The sequence below is a fragment of the Lentihominibacter faecis genome (assembly GCF_014306095.1).
Lineage (GTDB): Bacteria > Bacillota > Clostridia > Peptostreptococcales > Anaerovoracaceae > Lentihominibacter > Lentihominibacter faecis.
Window position 1 is genome coordinate 13,815 of the sequence record NZ_JACRWC010000112.1, and the last position, 20,791, is coordinate 34,605.

Genomic DNA, 20,791 nt, shown 5'->3' on the forward strand with positions numbered 1-20,791 from the left:
AGCAAGAGAAAGGGTACAGCGATGAGACTGAATAAATATATTGCAGCGGCGGGAATCTGCAGCCGGAGAAAAGCGGATGAATTGATCGCTAATGGCAACGTCAAGGTGAATGGTGCGGTGGTTCAGCAGATGGGAGTCGATGTTGGCGAAGATGATGTGGTGATGGTCAACGGGAAGGTGCTGGAGCACAGGGCGCAGAAAAAGGTTTATGTGGCCGTCAACAAGCCGCTTGGATACATCACCTCGATGGATGATGATAAGGGACGTGCTACGGTGGCAGAGCTGGTGGCGGATATTCCGGAGCGGCTGTTTCCGGTGGGACGTTTAGACTACAATACGACGGGGCTTCTCATTATGACTAACGACGGAGAACTCACCTATACACTGACACACCCGAAGCATGAGGTGTACAAGACTTATGTGGCTGTAGTAGCAGGCGTTTTATCAGACAGTCGTGTGGCAAGGCTGCGCAAGGGTGTAGATATTGGAGGATTTGTAACTTCGCCTGCTAAAGTGAAGGTCATTAAGCAGCTGCCTCGGCGGGCGATAGTGGAAATACAGATCCGTGAAGGCAAGAACCGGCAGGTGCGAAAGATGTTCGCAGCGGTGGGAAATCGTGTGCAGGAGCTGAAGCGGACAGCGATCGGCAATATTCATCTGGGACGGCTGATGGAGGGTCATTACCGGAAATTGAGCCTGGAAGAAATCGAGTACCTGAAAAGTCTTTAGATTTGATCAGCCTAATAGTCTACAGGGACTTGACAGTATTTGCAGGCGACCCTATAATGAGTTTTGCTTCCGGATTTGTTTCGGAGTATTTTTCGTGAAAGAGAGTGAGAATAAGATGAGCGAAAACAGAAATCATAATACAGTAAGGCTGGCCAAGATGGGAATGCTGGTAGCGATCGCTATCGTGCTGGTCTATTTCATACATTTCCCGATATTTCCAGCGGTGGCATTCCTGGAATATGACCCGGCGGACATTCCGATCCTGATGGGGACTTTTGCATTTGGTCCGGTTGCCGGGATCCTGCTGACGGTAGTTACTGCAGTGATACAGGGAGTGACGGTCAGCGCAGCCAGCGGTCTTTACGGGATCATCATGCACATTATTTCCACTAGTACGCTGGTGATCGTGGCAGGTGTGATCTATCAGAAACATAAGACTCGTAAGACCGCATTGATCGGACTCGTCTGTGGAGTCCTGGCAATGACGGTCGTTATGATCGGTGCGAATATGATCATAACACCGCTGTTTATGGGTGTTCCGAGAAATGTGGTATGGCAGCTGATGCCGTTTATCGCCGGATTCAATGCGATCAAAGCCGGTATCAACGGCATTGTGACGTTTCTATTGTATAAGCGGATCTCCGGATTCCTGCATCGAAACTAAGAGGGCATGCCGGACTGCTTTTCTGGCACGTTTTTCTACGAAACGCGGTTTGTATTGGTGCAAAAACAGAAAACCACACGTTTCGGTGCTGATTTGTGCACATTAGCTTGCTATAGAAACTCGCAAATTATATATTAATTTGCACAGGACAGGCACTTTAAGAGTTGTAATCTTTGAGGTGCCTGTTTTTTTCTGCTATTATGAATTATTATAATTTGTTTACAGCTACACACTTTTTTATGCTATACTAGATTAGTTATGGAAGAGAAAATCATTACAATCAGAAGTGAAGAAGAAACCAGGGCATTTGGCAGCAAACTGGCAGAAAAGGCAAAGCCGGGCATGGTGATCGCATTGATCGGTGATCTGGGAACAGGGAAAACGATACTGACGAAAGCAATTGCCACAGCACTGGGCATACAGGGACATATCACAAGCCCTACGTTTAATATCGTGAAGGAATACAAGACGGGTCGAGTGCCCTTGTATCACTTTGACGTGTACCGGATCACAGATCCGGACGAAATGTATGAGCTGGGGTATGAAGAATATTTTTATGGGGACGGCGTGTGCGTGATCGAGTGGGCAGATCTCATCGAAGAGCTGCTTCCTGAGCATACGATCCGGATCGAGATCCAGTATGGAGAAAACGAAGGAGAAAGGATCTACCGATGTACTTGTTAGCAATCGAAACAACAGGAGCATTCGCCTCGGTGGCATTGCTGGAAGACGACTGTGTGCTGGAACATATTCAGGGCCATGACCGTTTTTCTCATTTGCAGAATCTGATGCCGCAGGTGAAAGAAGTCTTAGAAAATCATAAATTGTCGATAAACGATGTTAGTGCGATCGCAGTGTCGAAAGGTCCGGGCTCCTTTACGGGGATCAGGATCGGAGTGTCTTCTACGAGAGCACTTTGTCAGGTCCTGGGGGTCCCGGGAGTTCCGGTATCCAGCCTGGAAGCACTGGCGATGAGAGTCGCAGACCTGCCAGGCGAGAAACGGCGAAGTACAGGCGATACACTTGACGACAGGACATGGATCTGCCCGATCCTGGATGCAAGAAGAAGCCAGGTGTACGGTGGAGGATATGTACTGCAAAACGGTTACCCGATAGAAGCTTTCAAAGGCGGCGCGTATACTGTCGAGGATTTTTTAGAGAAAACGGACGAATGTGATCGGATATTGCTGTTAGGCGATGGCACAGACGCATATGGAGAAAAAATCGCTGAAGCGCGTCGGGAAAAGGGGAAATTCACCGAATTTGCTCCGGAAGCCATCCGCTATCAGGACGCAGTAACTGTCGGCAGACTGGGAGCGAAGCTTTTGCAGGAAGGCAAAGGACTCTCGTATCAGGAACTGTTACCGGATTATATGCGTCAGGCAGAGGCAGAACGCAAGCTGGCAGAAAAACAGGCGGCGGAAGCGGCGAAGCAGGCGGCGTTAAAAAAATAGGGAGACCAATATGGCAGACGTACTCATCAGACAGGCGAATATCAACGACGTGGATGCGATCTTTGAAATCGAGCATCTGTGTTTCCCGGATCCCTGGAGCAAGGATTCTCTGCGGTATGAGCTGGGGGAAAATCCGAGGGCATTTTATATTGTAGCTGAGATCGATGGATCCGTTGTTGGTTATGCCGGCCTTTGGTGGATCGAAGATGAAGGGCATATCACTAACGTGGCAGTGCGACCAGGATATCGCAGCCGAAAGATAGCGTCAGGCATCGTCAGCGTTATGATCGATTTCACAACGAAGCAGGGGATCCGGCACCATACTTTAGAGGTAAGAAGATCCAATGCTCCTGCTATTGGGCTATATGAAAAATACGGATTCACTGTGGAAGGTGTGCGAAAGGGATACTATCTTAATAACGGTGAAGATGCGCTGATCATGTGGCGGCATGAGCCAGAGAGCTGCGATGAATAAAATAATTTCTTCTGTGAATAGTAAATAGTGATAACAGTAAGTCAAAACAAAACATTCACAGGAGGCAAAGGGATGGACGATTTTAATGGAACTGATTTTCAAGAGGGACATATGAATGTGGTGTCTTCGACATGCAGAAAGTTTTCCAGACGGCATGATTTCGATATGTTCAGCATGAGCGATTACCGTTCGTGTGAAAACTGCAGACATCTCAACGGGGAAAATCAGTGTGAAAAGAACCTGGAAGAAGGACGAAGAAACTTATGAAAAATGGGAAAACAGTAACACTTGCAATCGAATCGAGCTGTGATGAGACGGCGGCAGCCGTATTGCTGGACGGACGAGAAGTCCTTTCCAATATCATCTCATCGCAGATCGATATACATAAATTATACGGGGGTGTTGTGCCGGAGATCGCTTCGCGGCACCACCTGACCAATGTCAACACGGTAGTAGATCAGGCGCTGGATGCTGCAAAGGTCACGATGGACGAAGTGGATCTTATCGGTGTTACCTACGGTCCGGGGCTTGTAGGAGCGCTTCTCATCGGTCTTGCTACTGCAAAGGCTTATGCGCTGGCAGCAGAGAAACCGCTGGTGGGGGTACATCATATCCAGGGTCATATCTGTGCTAATTACATCCAGCATAAAGATCTAAAGCCGCCGTTTATGGCGCTTGTCATTTCCGGCGGTCATACCAACATCGTAGAAGTGACAGACTACAACGAGTGCCATGTGCTGGGTGGAACGAGGGATGATGCAGCAGGAGAAGCCTATGACAAGGTCGCTCGTGTCCTGGGGCTGGGATACCCGGGAGGTCCACTGATCGACAAGCTGGCCAAAGAAGGAAATCCCCATGCAGTAGAATTCAAACGTGTTTTCCTGGAAAAGGGCAGTCTGGATTTCAGCTTCAGCGGGATCAAAACCGGAGTGCTGAATTACATGAACTCAGAGCGGCAGGCCGGCAGAGAACCGAATCCGGCAGATGTGGCCGCCAGTTTCCAGGCGGCAGTACTGGACGTTATTGTGGCTAAAACAGTAGGTGCAGCCGTTGACATGAACAAGGACAAGATCGTTCTTGCGGGAGGTGTGGCCTCCAACAGCAGACTGAGAGAAATGCTGCAGACAGAATGTAAAAAACACGGCATCGCATTATATTACCCGGATCCGATCCTTTGCACTGACAACGCAGCGATGATCGGATGCGCAGCTTATTATAAATATAAAGCGGGCGGGATCAGCGACCTGGATCTGGATGCAGTTCCGGATTTGTCTTTGTAAGGAACAGGAACTTGAAAAACAAGAATCATACATATATTGAGAGGAATCAATGATAGTAGTATCAGCAAAAGATTTGACAAAAGCATACGGCACTGACGTCATACTGGATAAAGTGTCTTTTCATATCAATAAAGGAGACCGAGTCGGGATCATTGGAATCAACGGGGCAGGGAAATCTACGCTGCTTAAGATGCTTACTGGAGAAATGTCCTGTGAATCCGGAGATTATTTCATTTCTGCAGACACGAAAATCGGTTATTTAAAACAGGATGGAGAGTTTGAATCAGAAAATACTGTGGTCGAAGAAGTTGACCGTATCTTTGATCGGTTCCCGAAAATGGAACAGGAGATGGAACGGCTTCTGCAGCAGATCGAATCGAAGGAAATCCCGGATGAGATCCTCCTGGAGAAGTACGATGCCCTTCAGGAAGAATATAAACAACAGGGCGGTTATACCTATAAGAGTGAAATCACGGGTATCCTTTCGAGCATGGCGTTTGGAGAGGAAAGCTACGGGAAAAAGATATCTTCGCTTTCCGGAGGGGAGAGAACCAGGCTGGCACTGGCGTGCCTTTTGTTGAAAAAACCAGACATACTGTTCCTGGATGAGCCGACCAACCATCTTGACATCGGGACGCTGAAATGGCTGGAGCAGTACCTGAAAAACTATAATGGGACTATCGTTTTAGTATCCCATGACCGGTACTTCCTGGATCAGACGGTAAATCGCATTTTTGAAATAGAAAACCATAAACTGACCATATACGAAGGAAATTACAGCTTTTATGCTACGGAGCGAAAGGTGCGCAGGGAAGCGGAGTTTCGCAAATTTGAAAAACAGCAGAAAGAGATCCGCAGACAGGAAGATATGATCCGCCGGTTCAAGCAGCGCGGCACGGAGAAGCTGGCCAAACGGGCAGCTTCCAGAGAAAAACGGTTGGCTGCCATGGACGTGATGGATCGTCCGGATGCAGATCATGGAAGGCTGAAGCTCAACTTTCACGAGAATTTCCAAAGCGGTAAAGACGTTCTCCTTCTGGAGAATCTTTCGAAGAAATTTGCTTACGACCCGGGAGAGGGCGTTCTTTCAGGAGGAGGTGGAAGACAGCTGTTCCAGCACGTGGATCTGGATGTGAAGCGTGGAGAACGTATCTGCATCGTAGGAGCAAACGGCATCGGGAAAACGACGCTTTTGAAAATGATCTTGGGAGAGACCTCCTGCACGACAGGCAGGATCCGGATCGGTCACAATGTCCAGTTCGGTTATTATGACCAGGGACAGCAGCTGCTCAATGGTTCCAATACCGTTATCGGAGAGCTGCAGGATGCGTACCGTCTGTACAATGATACGGAGATGCGAAATATCCTGGGACGATTCCTGTTCCGAGGCGAGTCGGTATTTTTGCAGATCAGTTCTTTGTCCGGAGGAGAAAAGGCGCGGCTTGCTTTGCTGAAACTAATGCTTTCCGGAGCTAACGTACTGATCCTGGACGAACCGACCAACCACCTGGATATCGAATCCAAGGAAGTTTTTGAAGAAGCTCTTCTGGATTTTCCTGGAACGAGTATCATCGTGTCCCATGACCGGTATTTTCTTAATCGGATCCCGACCAGGATCGTGGAACTGACAGAAAACGGCATGGACAGCTACCTGGGTACATATGATTACTATGTCGAGAAAAAACAGGCACAGATCCAGTCCGGCAAAAAATACATGGATGAACTTTCCAGCAGAGAAAAAGCCCAGATGGATGCGCCGCAGAGCGCTTTGCAGGATAGTGCAAAGGATACGCCAGAGGGTATGTCGAGCTTGTCGGCTGCAGAACAGCGTAAACTGAAGAAAGAGCAGGAAGCGAAGGATCGCCGGATCAGAAGGCAGAAAGAAAGCCTGGAAGCAGACATCGCATCGCTGGAAAACGATATCAGCTGTCTGGAAGCAGAGCTTTGCCTGGAAGAAAACATGAAGGATCATGTTAAGCTGACTGCATTGAGTGAGGAGCTTGCAGATAAGAAGGGAGAACTGGAGCTCAAATATGAAGAATGGCTGATTTTACAGGAATAGACCGTTAAATCAATGAGAAATTGTTAAAAAAGTATTGCAATAAAATATATGCTACACTATAATGGTTACGAGTTGTTAAAGGGAGATCTTTTGTTTTTTGCGAGACTCTCGAGGCAAACTAACTATGTAAATAAAGTTCGATAATTAATGGAGGTATATCATGACATTAGACAAAATCAAAGGAATCATTGCAGAGCAGTTAGGTGTAGACGAGGATGCTGTTAAGATGGAAACACATCTGATGAAAGATCTGGAAGCTGACTCTCTTGATGCTGTAGAGATCATCATGGCGATCGAAGACGAATTCGATATCGAAGTGCCGGATGAAGATGCTGAAAAATTCCAGACTGTAAGCGACATCGTAAACTACGTGGAAGCTAAGGCATAGTAGATGAAAAAACAGGCGAAGATTTCCAATGCCGTCATCAAAAGACTCCCGCGTTATCGCAGATATCTTAAAGAACTGCGAAAAAAGGGAGTCGATAAAATTTCGTCTAACGAATTCAGTACGCTGATCGGTTATACAGCATCACAGATCCGGCAGGATCTGAATAACTTCGGTGGATTCGGACAGCAGGGCTACGGATACAGTGTGGACGGGCTTTACCATGAAATCAGTGCGATTCTGGGTTTAGACAAACAGTACAAGATGGTCGTTGTGGGAGCCGGTAATCTGGGTCAGGCAATCGTTAATCACACGTATTATTATAAATCCGGATTTATCGTATCTGCTATTTTCGAAGTGAATCCGAAGCTGATCGGACTAAGAATCAATGACATTGAAGTCATGGATTACGAAAATATCGTAGAATATGTAGAAGAGAACGAAATCGACATTGGGATCATCTGTACTACCATGGACGCAGCACAGGAGGTTGCGGACAAATTGTGTTTCGCCGGTGTGAAAGGACTTTGGAATTTTGCCCCGGTAGACATCGAGACTCCTGGACACGTAGCAATAGAAAACGTGCACCTGACGGACAGTCTGTATTCCCTTGCTTACCATATCAATGGGGCGCAGGAGCATAATAAAAAATAAATAACTGCAATTAAATAACCGTTTCATTATGAAACGGTTATTAATTATCAGTTGATAAATAAACGGTGTATCTGTTCATCAACAGCTGTTTACGCTTCTTCGCAAGCTCCTACAGGGCAAGCGCCAGCGCAAGCTCCACAGTCGATGCATTTATCTTCGTCGATTACGTATGTAGCATCTCCCTGGGAAATAGCTTCTGTTGGACATTCATCGATGCAAGCACCGCAGCTCAGACATGCGTCAGTAATTTTGTAAGCCATTTGTAGTACCTCCTTTTAGATTATCATTAAACGACACACTGATTATAACAAACATAATAGAGGAATTCAAGATGAAAGTTTACGGACTTATTGGAAAGAGTGGAACCGGCAAAAGTTTTCAGGCGGTAAACCTCTGCAAAAGATTAAAAATCGAAAGTATTATAGATGACGGATTGTTTATCTGCCGTAATAAAGTGGTTGCCGGCATTTCTGCAAAGCGGCAGCCGACCAAAGTTGGAGCGGTGAAATCGGCACTGTTTTATAAAGAAGAACATATGACCGAGGTGAAGGAGGCGATCCAGCGCGTGAAGCCGCTCAGCATCCTGATCATAGGTACATCTGACGGGATGGTGGATAAGATCGTCAAGCGGCTGGATCTGCCGGAAATCGATGAGCGGATCTATATCGAAGATATTACCTCCGAAGAGGAGCGCCAGATGGCAAGGAAGCAGCGGGACGAAATGGGGCAGCACGTTATACCTGCACCGACTTTCCAGCTGAAACGACAGTTTTCCGGATATTTTATGACACCGGTAAAAATGCTGTTCAAGGAGCTGGGCCCATGGCGTGATTATGCAGAAAAATCCGTGGTGCGACCGACCTACAGCTATCTGGGAGAATATAAGATCTCCGAAAAAGTTCTGTCTGATATCGTGGAATGCGTTAAACGTGAAAGCGAAGCAGTATGTGAAGTGAGCAAAGTGGGGATCTTTCCGATTCAGGAAGGCGTAGAGATTTATATCCTGCTTTCCATGAAACTGCACGAGGATCTGCCGAAATGCGCACGTCTGTTCCAGAAATCGGTTGCAGACAAAATCGAAGAAATGACGGCTTTTAATGTCAATCGCCTGGAGCTGGATATCAAGGAGGTCGTGTAATGCCGCGGAATGATCAGGTTGCCGGGGCTTCTCTGCCTGCTCTGCAAGTGCATACCTGCGGATCGGATATAGAAATCACGGGGATCCGGGATTTTGACCTGGATCATATCTTTGACTGCGGCCAGTGTTTTCGATGGAACCGCGGGGAGGACGGCAGCTATACCGGCACGGCTTATGGGCGGATCGTCCGCATGGTATGGGATCCTGCAAAGCAGATGCTGCGCATCTGCGGCACAACGCCGGAGGATTTTCATGACATTTGGCGTGGGTACCTGGATTTGGACAGAGATTATGGGCAGATAAAATCGTATCTGGCAGAGCGAGATCCGGTGATACGTGATGCGATCGGATTTGGCAGCGGGATCCGTATCCTGAACCAGGAGAAGTGGGAGACCGTTCTTTCCTTTCTGATCTCTCAAAACAACAATATTCCCAGGATACGCAAGTGCATCGATTCTCTCGCAGAGACGATGGGAAGAAAAATCGGCACATACGATGGCAGAGACTACTACGCACTGCCTTCTCCAGAAGTCCTGGCAGAAGCTGCTGCAGAGGATCTGGAACCCTGCCGACTCGGCTACCGGGCGAAGTATCTGATCCAGACGGCGAAGCTGGTAGAAAAAGAAGGCATGGACGTGCTGGAAGCCCTGGGGCAGCCGGAAGTCACGGCGGAAGAGGCTCGTCAGAGCCTTTGCAGATACAGCGGCATAGGTCCGAAGGTGGCTAATTGTATTTCCCTTTTTTCCATGGGAAAGATCGATAGCTTTCCTATTGATGTCTGGGTGCGGAAGGTCATGAACAGACTTTACGGGATAGAGGAAAACAACGTGAAAGCCATGACAGACTTTGCTTCAAAACAGTTTTGCCCGTATGGAGGCATTGCCCAGCAGTATTTATTCTATTATATCACTCATAAAAATGGTCTTTAAGAAATCTTTAAGCAGATTCCGCCAGGAAATCGGAAAAACGTATTGACAAAAAGGGAAAAAGGCTGTAAAGTAAAGTTAGCACTCGGAGATATTGAGTGCTAACAATGTGAAAAAGGGGCGACCCTTTCCATAGAGAAAAAAACAGATCAAAGGATCGAATATGTAAAGGAGATGACACTATGAGTTTTGGAATCAAGCCTTTAGGCTCAAGAGTAGTTATTAAAAAATTGGAAGCAGAAGAAAAGACTGCAAGCGGTATCGTACTGCCGGGCTCTGCACAGGAAAAACCGCAGATCGCTGAGGTATTGGCTGTGGGACCTGGAACACAGGACGATCCGATGGAACTTAAGGTTGGAGACAAGGTGATTTTCTCCCCTTACGGTGGAACAGAAATCAAGTACGGCGGCGAAGAAGTGGTTGTTATGAACCACAGAGATATCTTAGCTGTTGTAGAATAATAGAAGGAGGAACTTTAACATGGCAAAAGAATTACATTACGGAGAAGACGCCAGAAGAAAATTACAGGCAGGCGTTGACCAGTTAGCGGATACAGTTAAAATCACATTAGGACCAAAGGGAAGAAACGTACTGATCGACAAGAAGTTCGGATCTCCGCTGATCACAAACGACGGTGTTACGATCGCAAGAGAGATCGAACTGGAAGATGCGGTAGAGAACATGGGCGCACAGGTTGTTAAGGAAGTAGCTTCCAAGACAAATGATGTTGCCGGTGACGGAACAACAACTGCAACTCTGCTGGCACAGATCATTATCAAAGAAGGATTTAAAAATGTAGCTGCAGGCGCTAATCCGATGGTACTCAAGAGAGGGATCCAGGGTGCAGTAGATGTAGCTGTGGATGAAATCAAGAGACTGGCTCAGGATGTTGACAGCAAGGACAGCATCGCACAGGTTGCTTCCGTATCCGCTGCTGATGATGCGATCGGTGCTCTGATCGCAGAAGCAATGGAAAAGGTCGGCAAGGACGGCGTTATCACAGTGGAAGAATCCAAGACTATGGGTACTACGCTGGAAGTCGTAGAAGGTATGCAGTTCGACAGAGGATACTTCTCCCCTTACATGGTAACTGATACAGAAAAGATGGAAGCTGTACTGGAGAATCCGTATATCCTCATCACTGACAAGAAGATCAATAACATTCAGGAGATCCTGCCGGTTCTGGAACAGATCGTACAGCAGGGCAGAAAGCTGCTCATCATCTGCGATGACCTGGAAGGTGAAGCACTGGCAACGATCATCGTGAACAAGCTGAAGGGCACATTCGAATGTGTAGCTGTCAAGGCTCCTGGATTCGGCGAAAGAAGAAAGGCTTATCTGGATGATATCGCAGTTCTGACTGGCGCTACTGTAATTTCGGAAGATCTGGGATATGAACTGAAGGAAACTACAGTGGATATGCTGGGTAGTGCCGGAACTGTCAAAGTTGACAAAGAAAACACTGTTATCGTAAATGGTGCCGGCAAGGCTGAAGATATTGCAGACAGAGTTGCTCAGATCAGAAGACAGATCGAAACAACGAACTCCGAATTCGACAGAGAAAAGACACAGGAAAGACTGGCTAAGCTGGCTGGCGGTGTTGCTGTCATCAAGGTTGGAGCTGCAACAGAAACTGAACTGAAAGAAAGAAAGCTGAGAATCGAAGACGCACTCAACGCTACTAAGGCTGCTGTACAGGAAGGTATCGTAGCTGGTGGTGGTACTGCTCTGGTAAACGCTATCCCGGCTGTTAAGGCTTATGTAGAAGGTCTGGAAGGCGATGCTAAGACTGGTGGTGCTATCATCGTAAGAGCTCTGGAAGAACCGGTTAGACAGATCGCTGAAAACGCCGGCTTTGAAGGAAGCGTAGTTGTTGCACAGGTCAAGGAAAGTCCGGAAGGTACTGGATTCAACGCTTCTACAGAAGAATATGTTGACATGATCGGTGCCGGAATCGTTGACCCAGCTAAGGTAACAAGATCCGCACTGCAGAATGCATCTTCTGCATCCGCAATGCTGCTGACAACAGAAGCTGGAATTACTGACATCCCGGCTGACGAACCGGCAATGCCGCCGATGGGCGGAGGCATGGGAGGCGGAATGCCTGGCATGATGTAAGCCTGATGCATCTGACAAAGTAATCAAGCAATAGAAGAGGCTGTGACGCAAGTCACAGCCTCTTTTTTAAGGGTAGGCGCTCGAAAGAGATGTTATCACAATTTTCTGTAGATACTGAAAAAAGCTTCGCATAACGATATAGGGTGTGTTATAATAGGAAATATCGGATTAGATGAATGCAACAATTAGGGGATGAAGCGATGACTGAGGAAAAAAATGTAAAATCATTAGAAAAAGCACTGGACATCATTGAGATCGTATCAAATGAACAGCAGGATGCCAGCTTGTCAGAAATTGCGAGACAGACCGGACTGCCGAAGAGCACAGTTCATCGGCTGATTGCAACTTTAACGGGGCGAGGATATCTGGAAAAAACGGAAACTGGCAGCTACAAAATCGGACTGAAATTGTTTGAAGCAGTCAGTTGTTATATCAATAATCTGGAATTGCAGACGGAAGCCAGACCATATATAGCGGAACTGACATCGCATTTAGGGCTTACTTCTTATCTGGGGATCCTGGATGGAGATGAAGTGGTTTACATTGAAAAACTGGATGCAGTATCTTCCATGAAAATGTATTATCAGATCGGATCTCGAATGCATGCCTACTGTTCTTCTTTAGGAAAATGCCTGCTTGCCAATTATTCCAAAGCGCAGCTGGATGTGATCCTGGAAGACTGCAGTTTTATCAAATTCACGCCGAATACTATTGCCAGCAGAGAGGAACTGGATGCAGAGATCGCTAAGGTCCGCAAGCAGGGCTGGGCTATGGACAATGAAGAATTCGAGAAAGGACATCGCTGCATCGGTGCTCCGGTCTTTGATTATAAAGGAGATATCATCGCTGCAGTCAGTGCCAGTGGGGATAAGCGGGTGTTAACGGACGACCGCATTGAAGAAGTGGCTGAAGCAGTAATGAAAGCTGCCTCCAGGATCTCGCATCGTATGGGATATGTAGAGTAAATATAAAACAGCCTTACGGCAAATTATTTGCGTATGATAAAAGAGAGGAACTGCACGCATGTGCGGTTCCTCTCTTTTTCAGGAAAATTATTAAATTCTTCAAGGTGATTTCTAGTCAATAATGTTCTTGAGGACGATAGTCTTAACTCTAGTCATCTCATCAAAGGTGGACATTACACCTTCTGTGCCGATACCGCTGTGTTTCCAGCCGCCAAACGGCATTTCGAAGGAACGGAAGAAGCTTGCACCGTTTATAACTGCTCCGCCGGCTTCCATAGCTCTTGCTACCTTGAATGCTCTCTTCTGGTCTTTCGAGAATACGCAGCTGGAAAGTCCGAAAACAGAGCTGTTAGCGATTTCGATGGCTTCTTCATCGGTATCAAATCCGATGATCGGAACGACTGGTCCGAAGATTTCCATGTCCTTGGCTACATCTGCAGTCTTAGGAACATCTACGATAACGGTAGGTTCATAGAAAGCACCGTCTCTCTTGCCTCCCAGGATGATCTTGCCTCCCTGTTCTACTGTGAGAGCAACTTCCTTTTCTACCTTGATGGCGGCCTTTTCGCTGATCAGGCAGGCGATCTGCGTCTCATCGTTGGCAGGATCTCCATAGTTGAGAGCCTTGATCTTGGCGACAGCTTTTTCTGCAAATTCGTCCTTAAGAGAATTGTGGATCAGAAAACGTTTGCTGGCACAGCAAACCTGACCGGTGTTATACATACGAGCCCAGATGAGTTCGTCTACTGCCAGATCCACATCGCCGTCATCCAGTACTATGAACGCATCGTTGCCGCCGAGTTCCAGTGCGGTGTGTGTCAGATTTTCTGCTGCGATCTTCGCAGTTCCGATACCGACTTCTGTGCTGCCGGTCAGTGTTACCAGATGAACTCTTGGATCGGATACAGCAGCATCCTTTACAGCTCCAGGAGCCGTCAGGCACTGGATCGCTCCATCCGGCACGCCGGCTTCTACCAGCATTTCTGTCAGACGCATCAGAGTCAGAGGGTTATCAGAAGAAGGAAGTACGATAGCTGCGTTACCCATCATCAAAGCAGGAGCAACTTTCTGATCGTACAGATCGCATGGGAAGTTGAACGGGATGATGCATGCAACTACGCCGATAGGCTCTCTTGTTACCATCTGGATATGATTTTCCTGTCCGGCTTCTGTGCCTGGAGGAATGATGGATCCGTAGTAGTGTTTAGCATGTTCTGCAAAGGCTCTGAAGGCGATCTTGATGTTGCCTATTTCAGCACGGGCTTCTGTGATCGGTTTGCCGTTTTCTGCGCAAAGGGTCTGTGCCAGGGATTCCTTGTTGAGTTCTACGATATCAATGAACTTGTAGAGGACATCAGCACGTTCTGTAACAGAGAATTTTTCCCATTCCTTTTGTCCTTTTACTGCTGCGGTCACAGCTTTTTCAATATCTTCTGCTGTAGCCTTTGGAACGTTGTCAACGACTATACCTGTTGCAGGGGCGATGATGTCAAAGGTTTCCTTGCTTACGCTGTCTACTTTTTTACCGTCTATGATCATTTTCATATGTATTCATCTCCAATCTTGATTCTAAGTATCTGTATTTTTCAAACGACTCCCCTTATTTGCCGAATGCCGTGAAGGAAAGCATCAGACCTCCGCAGGTGTTGTTCCCGTCGTCTTCGTATCCATATTCACCGAAAGTGAATTCTACGATAAACGGGATGTCTCCAACGGATTTTTTGATCTGTTCTGTTACTTCATCGATCCGCGCATCGATTCCAGCTCTTCTGCCGCCGCAGTGTACCAGATGAAGTCCTCCGATCGGGCCGCCAATTTTTGCTTTCAGTTCTTCCAGTGTTTTACCGACTGATGCGATCAGCTCGTCAACGCTGGCTTCCATCTGGATCACAGCTGTGCCGACTGCCAGATTGTTACCGATTGCTATTGATCCATCCTCATTTCCGTTCATCGGATGACGGATCGCAGCCAGATCGCCCAGTCTGTCTTTGACTGCCAGCGGTTTGCAAACTGCATATCCTAAAAGATTTCCGCCAGCAACATCTTCTGCGCTTGCACCTGTCCATTCGCGGTATTTATCCAGTGCAGTAACGCCATCGATCTCTACCAGAGTCCGATCTCCGTCGATCTTGGTGATAACGCCGGCATTGGTGGTTTCGTTATATGCACCGGTAAATTTGTTTGCAAAAGGTTTGTCACTGTAGAAGAATGCAACGGCAACACCATCTGCAGTTACGATGTTCTCTGCATATACCAGCCATTCCCCTGTGATCGTATTATCCGCAGCACTGCCGCCAAAGAATGGAACTCTGCCGATTACTTCGGTAATGCCTTTCAGATAATATTCTTCTTCTCCTGGAGGAGCGGACATATAGAAGTAGTCCGGTGCTTCTTCTTTTCCGGCAGCAAGCAGAGCCTTTTCAGCCACCTTGTGACCGGTTTCTCTTGCTGTACCTTCCTTTTCCATTCCGGCAACGCCCACGGTCATATCGCTGTCAGACAGTGACATGATCCCAACAAATCCGTCATCACCGGAAGTGAAGCCTTCTGGTGTGATTACCCCTGTGAATGACGTGTTGCCGATCAGAGGAACGCCCGGAAGTTCCATGGAAATGGAACGGATCAGCTCTTTCTGATCATACTGCACTCCGCTGTACACGAATGCCATTCGCATATCTTTGATTTCATCCTTTACATAAGAAGCAGCTTCTCTTCCTGCTTCTGCAGCATTAGCTTTCGTACTTTGTCCTGTTTTTACTTTCAGCATGTATGTTACCTCCCTTTTATATAACGATACAGTTTTCAAAAGTTTACTTTCTTGTCAAAATACTATATTGCTCTTTTTCTTAATGATATGTCAGAAAATTAAAACGGTCAATAGCAGGTGTTTTACAATGCAGAATCGATGTTTCACGATGCGGAACGGCATAAAATGTGAAAAAATCGCGGATTCTTGAGGAAAATGATTGTAAAGGCAAGCGTTTTGAGATAAAATGTGGTAATATTATTTTGTAGAAAAATTTTTAAATATACAGGAGGTAAACATGGCATACATTTTTGATGAACCATCAAGAACATTTAGTGAGTATCTTTTAGTTCCGGGGTATTCTTCTACGGAGTGCAGGGTAGAGAACGTTTCCCTGCAGACCCCGGTGGTAAAGTTCAAGAAGGGAGAGGAATCCGCGATCAAGATGAACATTCCTCTCGTATCAGCGATCATGCAGGCAGTTTCCGGTGATGAACTGGCCATCGCGCTTGCAAAGGAAGGCGGGATTTCCTTTATTTATGGATCACAGAGCATTGAGAATCAAGCAGAAATGGTGAGAAAAGTCAAGGCTCACAAGGCGGGATTCGTAACAAGCGATGCCAACATTCGCCCGGATCAGACACTGGGAGAACTGCTGGAACTGAAGAAGCGGACAGGTCATTCTACAACTGCTGTTACAGAAGACGGCACACCTGACGGCAAGATGCTCGGTCTGGTGACCAGCAGAGACTATCGTATCAGCCGTATGTCTCTTGATGAAAAAGTATGCAATTTCATGACTCCTTTTGATAAACTGATTTATGCAAAGAAGGGAGTGACCCTTTCTGAAGCAAACAACATTCTCTGGGACAACAAGCTCAATGCACTTCCTATTGTAGATGAGAATCAGAGACTGACTCATTTCGTATTCCGTAAAGACTACGATACTCATAAGGCTTATCCGGACGAACTGCTGGACGAACACAAGCGTTATGTCGTAGGCGCCGGTGTCAACACCAGAGACTACGCAGAACGTATTCCGGCTCTCGTAGAGGCCGGTGCAGATGTGCTTTGCATCGACTCCTCCGAAGGCTTTACAGAATGGCAGAAGCTGACCCTTGATTTTGTAAGAGAAAAGTACGGCGACAGCGTAAAGATCGGCGCAGGAAATGTTGTGGATAAAGAAGGTTTCGAATACTTGGCGAATGCAGGTGCTGACTTTATCAAAATCGGTATTGGAGGCGGTTCTATCTGTATCACGAGAGAACAGAAGGGCATTGGTCGTGGACAGGCTTCCGCAGTTATCGAAGTGGCTAAAGCAAGAGATGAATATTATGAAAAGACAGGCGTATACATTCCGATCTGTTCCGACGGCGGCATCGTATACGATTACCATATGACGCTGGCTCTGGCGATGGGCGCTGATTTCCTGATGCTGGGAAGATATTTCTCCCGGTTCGACGAAGCTCCGACAGATAAGCTGACCATCAACGGAAGCTACGTGAAGGAATACTGGGGCGAAGGTTCCAACCGTGCGAGAAACTGGCAGCGTTACGATATGGGTGGCGACAGCAAGCTTTCCTTTGAGGAAGGTGTTGATTCCTATGTACCGTATGCAGGACCGTTGAGTGACAACGTAAGACAGTCCCTGCAGAAGGTGAAGTCCACCATGTGCAACTGCGGCGTGCTGACGATACCGGAGCTGCAGAAAAATTCCAAGCTGACGGTCGTATCGGCTACAAGTATCGTAGAGGGCGGCGCTCATGACGTTATCTTGAGAGAAAGCAATAAGAACCGCTAGTCCTTTGCAGCGTTTTAGAATCATTTTGAGAGGAACTGATTATTATGGATCATGAAAAAATAATCGTGCTGGACTTCGGCGGACAGTATAATCAGCTGATTGCCAGAAGAGTCCGGGAATGCAACGTGTACTGCGAAGTGCAGCCGTACACGCTGTCCCTTGAGGAAATCAAGGCAAAGAATCCGAAGGGGATCATCTTTACCGGCGGACCAAACAGCGTTTACGATGAAACGTCTCCGCGGTACACCAATGAAATTTATGAAATGGGAGTGCCGATCCTGGGCATCTGCTATGGTGCACAGCTGATGGCATACCAGCTGGGAGGCAAGGTGGAAACAGCGCCTGTCAGCGAATATGGAAGAACGGAAGTGGATATCGACAGCAAAGACGGTCTGTTTCAGGATGTGGCAGATAAGACCATTTGCTGGATGAGTCACACAGACTATATCAGTGAAGCCCCGGAGGGCTTTAAAGTGACGGCACATACACCGGTCTGCCCGGTAGCCGCCATGGAAAACAAAGAACGCAAGCTGTACGCTTTGCAGCCTCATCCGGAAGTTATGCACACGGTGGAGGGTATGAAGATGCTCCGTGCATTTGTTAAGGATGTATGCGGGTGCTCCGGCGACTGGCAGATGGGATCCTTTGTGGAAAACACGATCCAGGCTGTGCGTGAAAAGGTGGGAGACGGCAAAGTTCTCTGTGCACTTTCCGGTGGAGTAGACTCTTCTGTTGCTGCTGTACTGCTGTCCAAGGCGGTAGGCAAGCAGCTGACCTGTGTATTCGTGGATCACGGTCTTCTGCGTAAAAATGAAGGGGACGAGGTGGAAGCAGTATTCGGACCGGACGGTCCGTATGACCTGAACTTCGTTCGTGTCAATGCACAGCAGCGTTTTTATGACAAGCTGGCAGGAGTGACAGAACCGGAACAGAAGCGTAAGATCATTGGCGAAGAATTCATTCGTGTATTTGAAGAAGAGGCCAAGAAGATCGGTGCGGTGGACTTCCTGGTACAGGGAACCATCTATCCGGACGTGATCGAATCGGGTCTTGGCAAATCTGCAGTGATCAAGTCTCACCACAACGTTGGTGGCTTGCCGGATCACGTGGACTTTAAGGAAATCGTAGAGCCTCTGCGGATGCTCTTTAAGGATGAAGTCAGAAAAGCTGGTCTGGAGCTGGGGATCCCGGATTATCTGGTGTTCCGTCAGCCGTTCCCAGGTCCTGGTCTGGGGATCCGGATCATTGGTGATGTCACGGAAGAAAAAGTGAAGATCGTACAGGACGCTGATGCCATTTACCGGGAAGAGATCGCCAGAGCGATGGAATCAGGTCTGATTCCGAAGTACGGCGAAGAAGGAACGCTGGGTCAGTACTTTGCTGCGCTGACCAATATGCGAAGCGTTGGTGTTATGGGAGACTTCAGGACATACGATTATGCCGTTGCTCTCCGGGCCGTTCTCACAAGCGACTTTATGACAGCGGAAGCGGCACAGCTGCCGTGGGAAGTCCTGCAGACCGTAACCACCAGGATCGTCAACGAGGTGAGCACGTCAATCGCGTTGTGTACGACTGCACGGGAAAGCCGCCGGGAACGATAGAGTTTGAATAATAAAAAAATATACAGCGTATTTTATGTAGCAGGTAGTCGGAAAGATTGCCTGCTATTGTTTCAAAAAGTTCAAAAATAAAATTTTAAAATTCTAAAGGACTTTTGATTGATATAGATATGTGTACAATGTCAATAATGTGATTTTGTGGATGTGCTAAATGTTAAGTGAAATATGAACAATGATATGATAAGGCAGGATAACCATGAATGATAAAGGTTTAAGCTATATTGACCTCTTTGCTGGCGCTGGTGGACTATCCGAAGGTTTTATACAAAGTGGTTATAGACCAATTGCGCATGTGGAAATGGATGGATACGCGGCGCGAACAATAGAAACTAGAATTGCATATTATTACTTAAAGGAAAATAACAAGCTTGAAAGTTATTATAAGTATGAGCGAAATGAACTCTCTCGTAATCAGCTTTTGGAATTGATTCCAGAAAAAGAATTGAAAACGGTGATCAATAAGGAAATGTCTGAAACGACTATTAAAGGAATCTTTCAAATTATTGATACTATAAAGGCAGAAAAGGAAATCGGGCAAGTTGATGTGATAATAGGAGGGCCTCCATGTCAAGCTTATTCATTAGTGGGAAGAGCTCAAAGTAGTCATATGATCGTTCCTATGGACGATGATCCAAGAAATGAACTATATAAAATGTATGTTCAGTTTTTAAATCGATATAAACCAAGGATGTTCGTGTTTGAGAATGTTGCGGGCATAAAAACAGCTCGTGGAGGACAAGCATTTAAAAATCTCCAAAAATATATGCGTAAGGTTGGATATGAAATAGAATATCATGAGCTCAATGCCTATGACTTTGGAGTATTACAAAGTAGAAAAAGAGTAATAATTGTTGGATGGTTGAAAGGAACGGGCTACAAATATCCCGTATTCGAAACGATTCATAGCAATGCAAAAGTATGGGATTTGCTTAAGGATTTGCCGGAATTAGTACCAGGAGAATCGGCAGATAGATATACAATGTGTGATATGCGTAAGGTGAGGAGGTATGTTAAAGATAGTGGCATTCGAACTAAATCGGATTTATTAACTGGACATGTCGCAAGATCGCATACAACGCGGGATATAGAGATCTATAAGAGAGTAATTGATTTGTGGTTTAACAATGGTCAACATAAAAGACTTAAATATGATGATTTGCCAGAAAACTTGAAGACGCATAAAAATAGAACATCATTTGTTGATCGGTTTAAGGTTGTTGAAGGTGATATGGATCATTGTCACACAATACTTGCTCATTTATCGAAAGATGGACATTATTTCATTCATCCAGATATAGAGCAACATAGATCAATTACAGTCCGGGAAGCAGCAAGAATACAGTCGTTTCCAGATAATTATTATTTTGAAGGACCAAGGACAGCACAATTTGTTCAGGTGGGAAATGCGGTTCCACCAATGATGGCAAAGGTAATAGCAGATAAAATAAAAGAACAATTAGAAAAATAAGATTGGAGGTTTCGCAAATGGGTATTGTTGAAAGCACATATGCTGAGTTAAAGCAACAAGAATTGAATAATAAGCCATATAGTTGTTTGCATATGTCTGATATCGATATCAATCCACATCAGATTGAAGCATTTACATTTGCGTTATCTTCATTAGAACTTGGTGGAGTAATTCTTGCGGATGAGGTAGGACTTGGAAAAACTATTGAGGCTGGATTGGTCATCAAGTATTTATTATGTAGTGGCAAAGATAAAATACTATTAATCATGCCATCCAATCTTCGAAAGCAATGGCAAGTTGAATTAGA

General features: G+C 46.4%; 21 protein-coding genes and 1 pseudogene. 19 read left to right on the forward strand and 3 right to left on the reverse strand.

All coding sequences use genetic code 11. From position 1 onward, the window contains the following. Positions 1-21: 21 nt before the first annotated feature. The 10 genes from H8876_RS09585 to H8876_RS09630 all read left to right on the forward strand — a co-directional run bounded on the left by H8876_RS09585 (position 22) and on the right by H8876_RS09630 (position 7,703). Entirely contained in the window at positions 22-729 is a 708-nt protein-coding gene (locus H8876_RS09585) for a pseudouridine synthase (protein WP_177264630.1), read from the forward strand. Positions 730-844: 115 nt separating this feature from the next. Then, on the forward strand, positions 845-1,393 hold the full coding sequence (locus H8876_RS09590; RefSeq protein ID WP_249287559.1) for an ECF transporter S component: 549 nt from the start codon (positions 845-847) through the stop codon (positions 1,391-1,393). A gap of 258 nt (positions 1,394-1,651) precedes the next feature. Then, the gene (gene tsaE, locus H8876_RS09595) at positions 1,652-2,077 is read left to right on the forward strand and encodes a tRNA (adenosine(37)-N6)-threonylcarbamoyltransferase complex ATPase subunit type 1 TsaE (RefSeq protein WP_249287560.1); all 426 of its coding nucleotides are present in this window, start codon (positions 1,652-1,654) and stop codon (positions 2,075-2,077) included. Next, positions 2,065-2,847, forward strand: a complete 783-nt coding sequence (gene tsaB / locus H8876_RS09600) for a tRNA (adenosine(37)-N6)-threonylcarbamoyltransferase complex dimerization subunit type 1 TsaB (RefSeq protein WP_249287561.1) — start codon at positions 2,065-2,067, stop codon at positions 2,845-2,847. Before tsaE ends, tsaB begins: the two co-directional genes overlap by 13 nt. Before the next feature lie 10 nt (positions 2,848-2,857). Next, positions 2,858-3,322, forward strand: coding sequence for a ribosomal protein S18-alanine N-acetyltransferase (rimI, locus tag H8876_RS09605; RefSeq protein ID WP_177265835.1), 465 nt, complete (start codon positions 2,858-2,860; stop codon positions 3,320-3,322). A gap of 72 nt (positions 3,323-3,394) precedes the next feature. Further along, positions 3,395-3,589 carry a hypothetical protein gene (locus tag H8876_RS09610; RefSeq protein WP_177265834.1) on the forward strand — a complete coding sequence of 65 codons (195 nt, stop codon included), beginning with the start codon at positions 3,395-3,397 and terminating at the stop codon, positions 3,587-3,589. Continuing rightward, a complete protein-coding gene (gene tsaD / locus H8876_RS09615; protein ID WP_249287562.1) occupies positions 3,586-4,602 on the forward strand; it encodes a tRNA (adenosine(37)-N6)-threonylcarbamoyltransferase complex transferase subunit TsaD in 1,017 nt (338 codons plus the stop codon). Before H8876_RS09610 ends, tsaD begins: the two co-directional genes overlap by 4 nt. Positions 4,603-4,651: 49 nt before the next feature. Next, positions 4,652-6,664 carry a ribosomal protection-like ABC-F family protein gene (abc-f, locus tag H8876_RS09620; protein ID WP_249287563.1) on the forward strand — a complete coding sequence of 671 codons (2,013 nt, stop codon included), beginning with the start codon at positions 4,652-4,654 and terminating at the stop codon, positions 6,662-6,664. A gap of 160 nt (positions 6,665-6,824) precedes the next feature. Continuing rightward, complete coding sequence (gene acpP, locus H8876_RS09625; protein ID WP_249287564.1) at positions 6,825-7,052, forward strand: acyl carrier protein; 228 nt, start codon at positions 6,825-6,827, stop codon at positions 7,050-7,052. Positions 7,053-7,055: 3 nt separating this feature from the next. Then, a complete protein-coding gene (locus tag H8876_RS09630) occupies positions 7,056-7,703 on the forward strand; it encodes a redox-sensing transcriptional repressor Rex (protein ID WP_177265478.1) in 648 nt (215 codons plus the stop codon). Positions 7,704-7,792: 89 nt separating this feature from the next. On the opposite strand, the gene H8876_RS09635 is transcribed toward H8876_RS09630, so the two are convergent. Then, positions 7,793-7,963 carry a DUF362 domain-containing protein gene (locus tag H8876_RS09635; protein WP_177265479.1) on the reverse strand — a complete coding sequence of 57 codons (171 nt, stop codon included), beginning with the start codon at positions 7,961-7,963 and terminating at the stop codon, positions 7,793-7,795. Positions 7,964-8,034: 71 nt separating this feature from the next. Here H8876_RS09635 and H8876_RS09640 point away from each other — a divergent pair, with 71 nt between their 5' ends. The 5 genes from H8876_RS09640 (at position 8,035) to H8876_RS09660 (ending at position 12,850) form a co-directional block, all read left to right on the forward strand. Continuing rightward, positions 8,035-8,841 (forward strand): hypothetical protein, encoded by an 807-nt coding sequence (locus H8876_RS09640; RefSeq protein WP_249287565.1) that lies wholly within the window; start codon positions 8,035-8,037, stop codon positions 8,839-8,841. Further along, on the forward strand, positions 8,841-9,770 hold the full coding sequence (locus H8876_RS09645) for a DNA-3-methyladenine glycosylase family protein (RefSeq protein ID WP_249287566.1): 930 nt from the start codon (positions 8,841-8,843) through the stop codon (positions 9,768-9,770). The genes H8876_RS09640 and H8876_RS09645 overlap by 1 nt, the downstream gene beginning before the upstream one ends. 179 nt (positions 9,771-9,949) lie before the next feature. Beyond that, positions 9,950-10,228, forward strand: coding sequence for a co-chaperone GroES (locus H8876_RS09650; RefSeq protein ID WP_249287567.1), 279 nt, complete (start codon positions 9,950-9,952; stop codon positions 10,226-10,228). A 19-nt stretch (positions 10,229-10,247) separates the two neighbouring features. Further along, a complete protein-coding gene (gene groL / locus H8876_RS09655; RefSeq protein WP_249287568.1) occupies positions 10,248-11,885 on the forward strand; it encodes a chaperonin GroEL in 1,638 nt (545 codons plus the stop codon). A gap of 200 nt (positions 11,886-12,085) precedes the next feature. Next, positions 12,086-12,850: an IclR family transcriptional regulator gene (locus H8876_RS09660; protein WP_249287569.1), complete on the forward strand. Its 765-nt coding sequence runs from the start codon at positions 12,086-12,088 to the stop codon at positions 12,848-12,850. Between the two features lie 111 nt (positions 12,851-12,961). On the opposite strand, the gene H8876_RS09665 is transcribed toward H8876_RS09660, so the two are convergent. Together H8876_RS09665 and H8876_RS09670 are read right to left on the reverse strand one after the other, a co-directional pair. Further along, complete coding sequence (locus H8876_RS09665; RefSeq protein WP_249287570.1) at positions 12,962-14,395, reverse strand: aldehyde dehydrogenase family protein; 1,434 nt, start codon at positions 14,393-14,395, stop codon at positions 12,962-12,964. A gap of 55 nt (positions 14,396-14,450) precedes the next feature. Then, a complete protein-coding gene (locus tag H8876_RS09670; protein WP_249287571.1) occupies positions 14,451-15,617 on the reverse strand; it encodes an FIST signal transduction protein in 1,167 nt (388 codons plus the stop codon). A 277-nt stretch (positions 15,618-15,894) separates the two neighbouring features. On the opposite strand from H8876_RS09670, the gene H8876_RS09675 reads away from it, so the two are divergent. The 4 genes and pseudogenes from H8876_RS09675 to H8876_RS09690 all read left to right on the forward strand — a co-directional run. After that, a complete protein-coding gene (locus H8876_RS09675; RefSeq protein WP_249287572.1) occupies positions 15,895-17,397 on the forward strand; it encodes an IMP dehydrogenase in 1,503 nt (500 codons plus the stop codon). Between the two features lie 44 nt (positions 17,398-17,441). Beyond that, positions 17,442-19,009 (forward strand): annotated as a pseudogene (guaA, locus tag H8876_RS09680) (glutamine-hydrolyzing GMP synthase). Between the two features lie 203 nt (positions 19,010-19,212). Beyond that, positions 19,213-20,484: a DNA cytosine methyltransferase gene (locus tag H8876_RS09685; protein ID WP_249287573.1), complete on the forward strand. Its 1,272-nt coding sequence runs from the start codon at positions 19,213-19,215 to the stop codon at positions 20,482-20,484. A 17-nt stretch (positions 20,485-20,501) separates the two neighbouring features. Then, positions 20,502-20,791 (forward strand): SNF2-related protein (locus H8876_RS09690; RefSeq protein ID WP_249287574.1); only part of this gene is annotated, 290 nt, incomplete at its 3' end.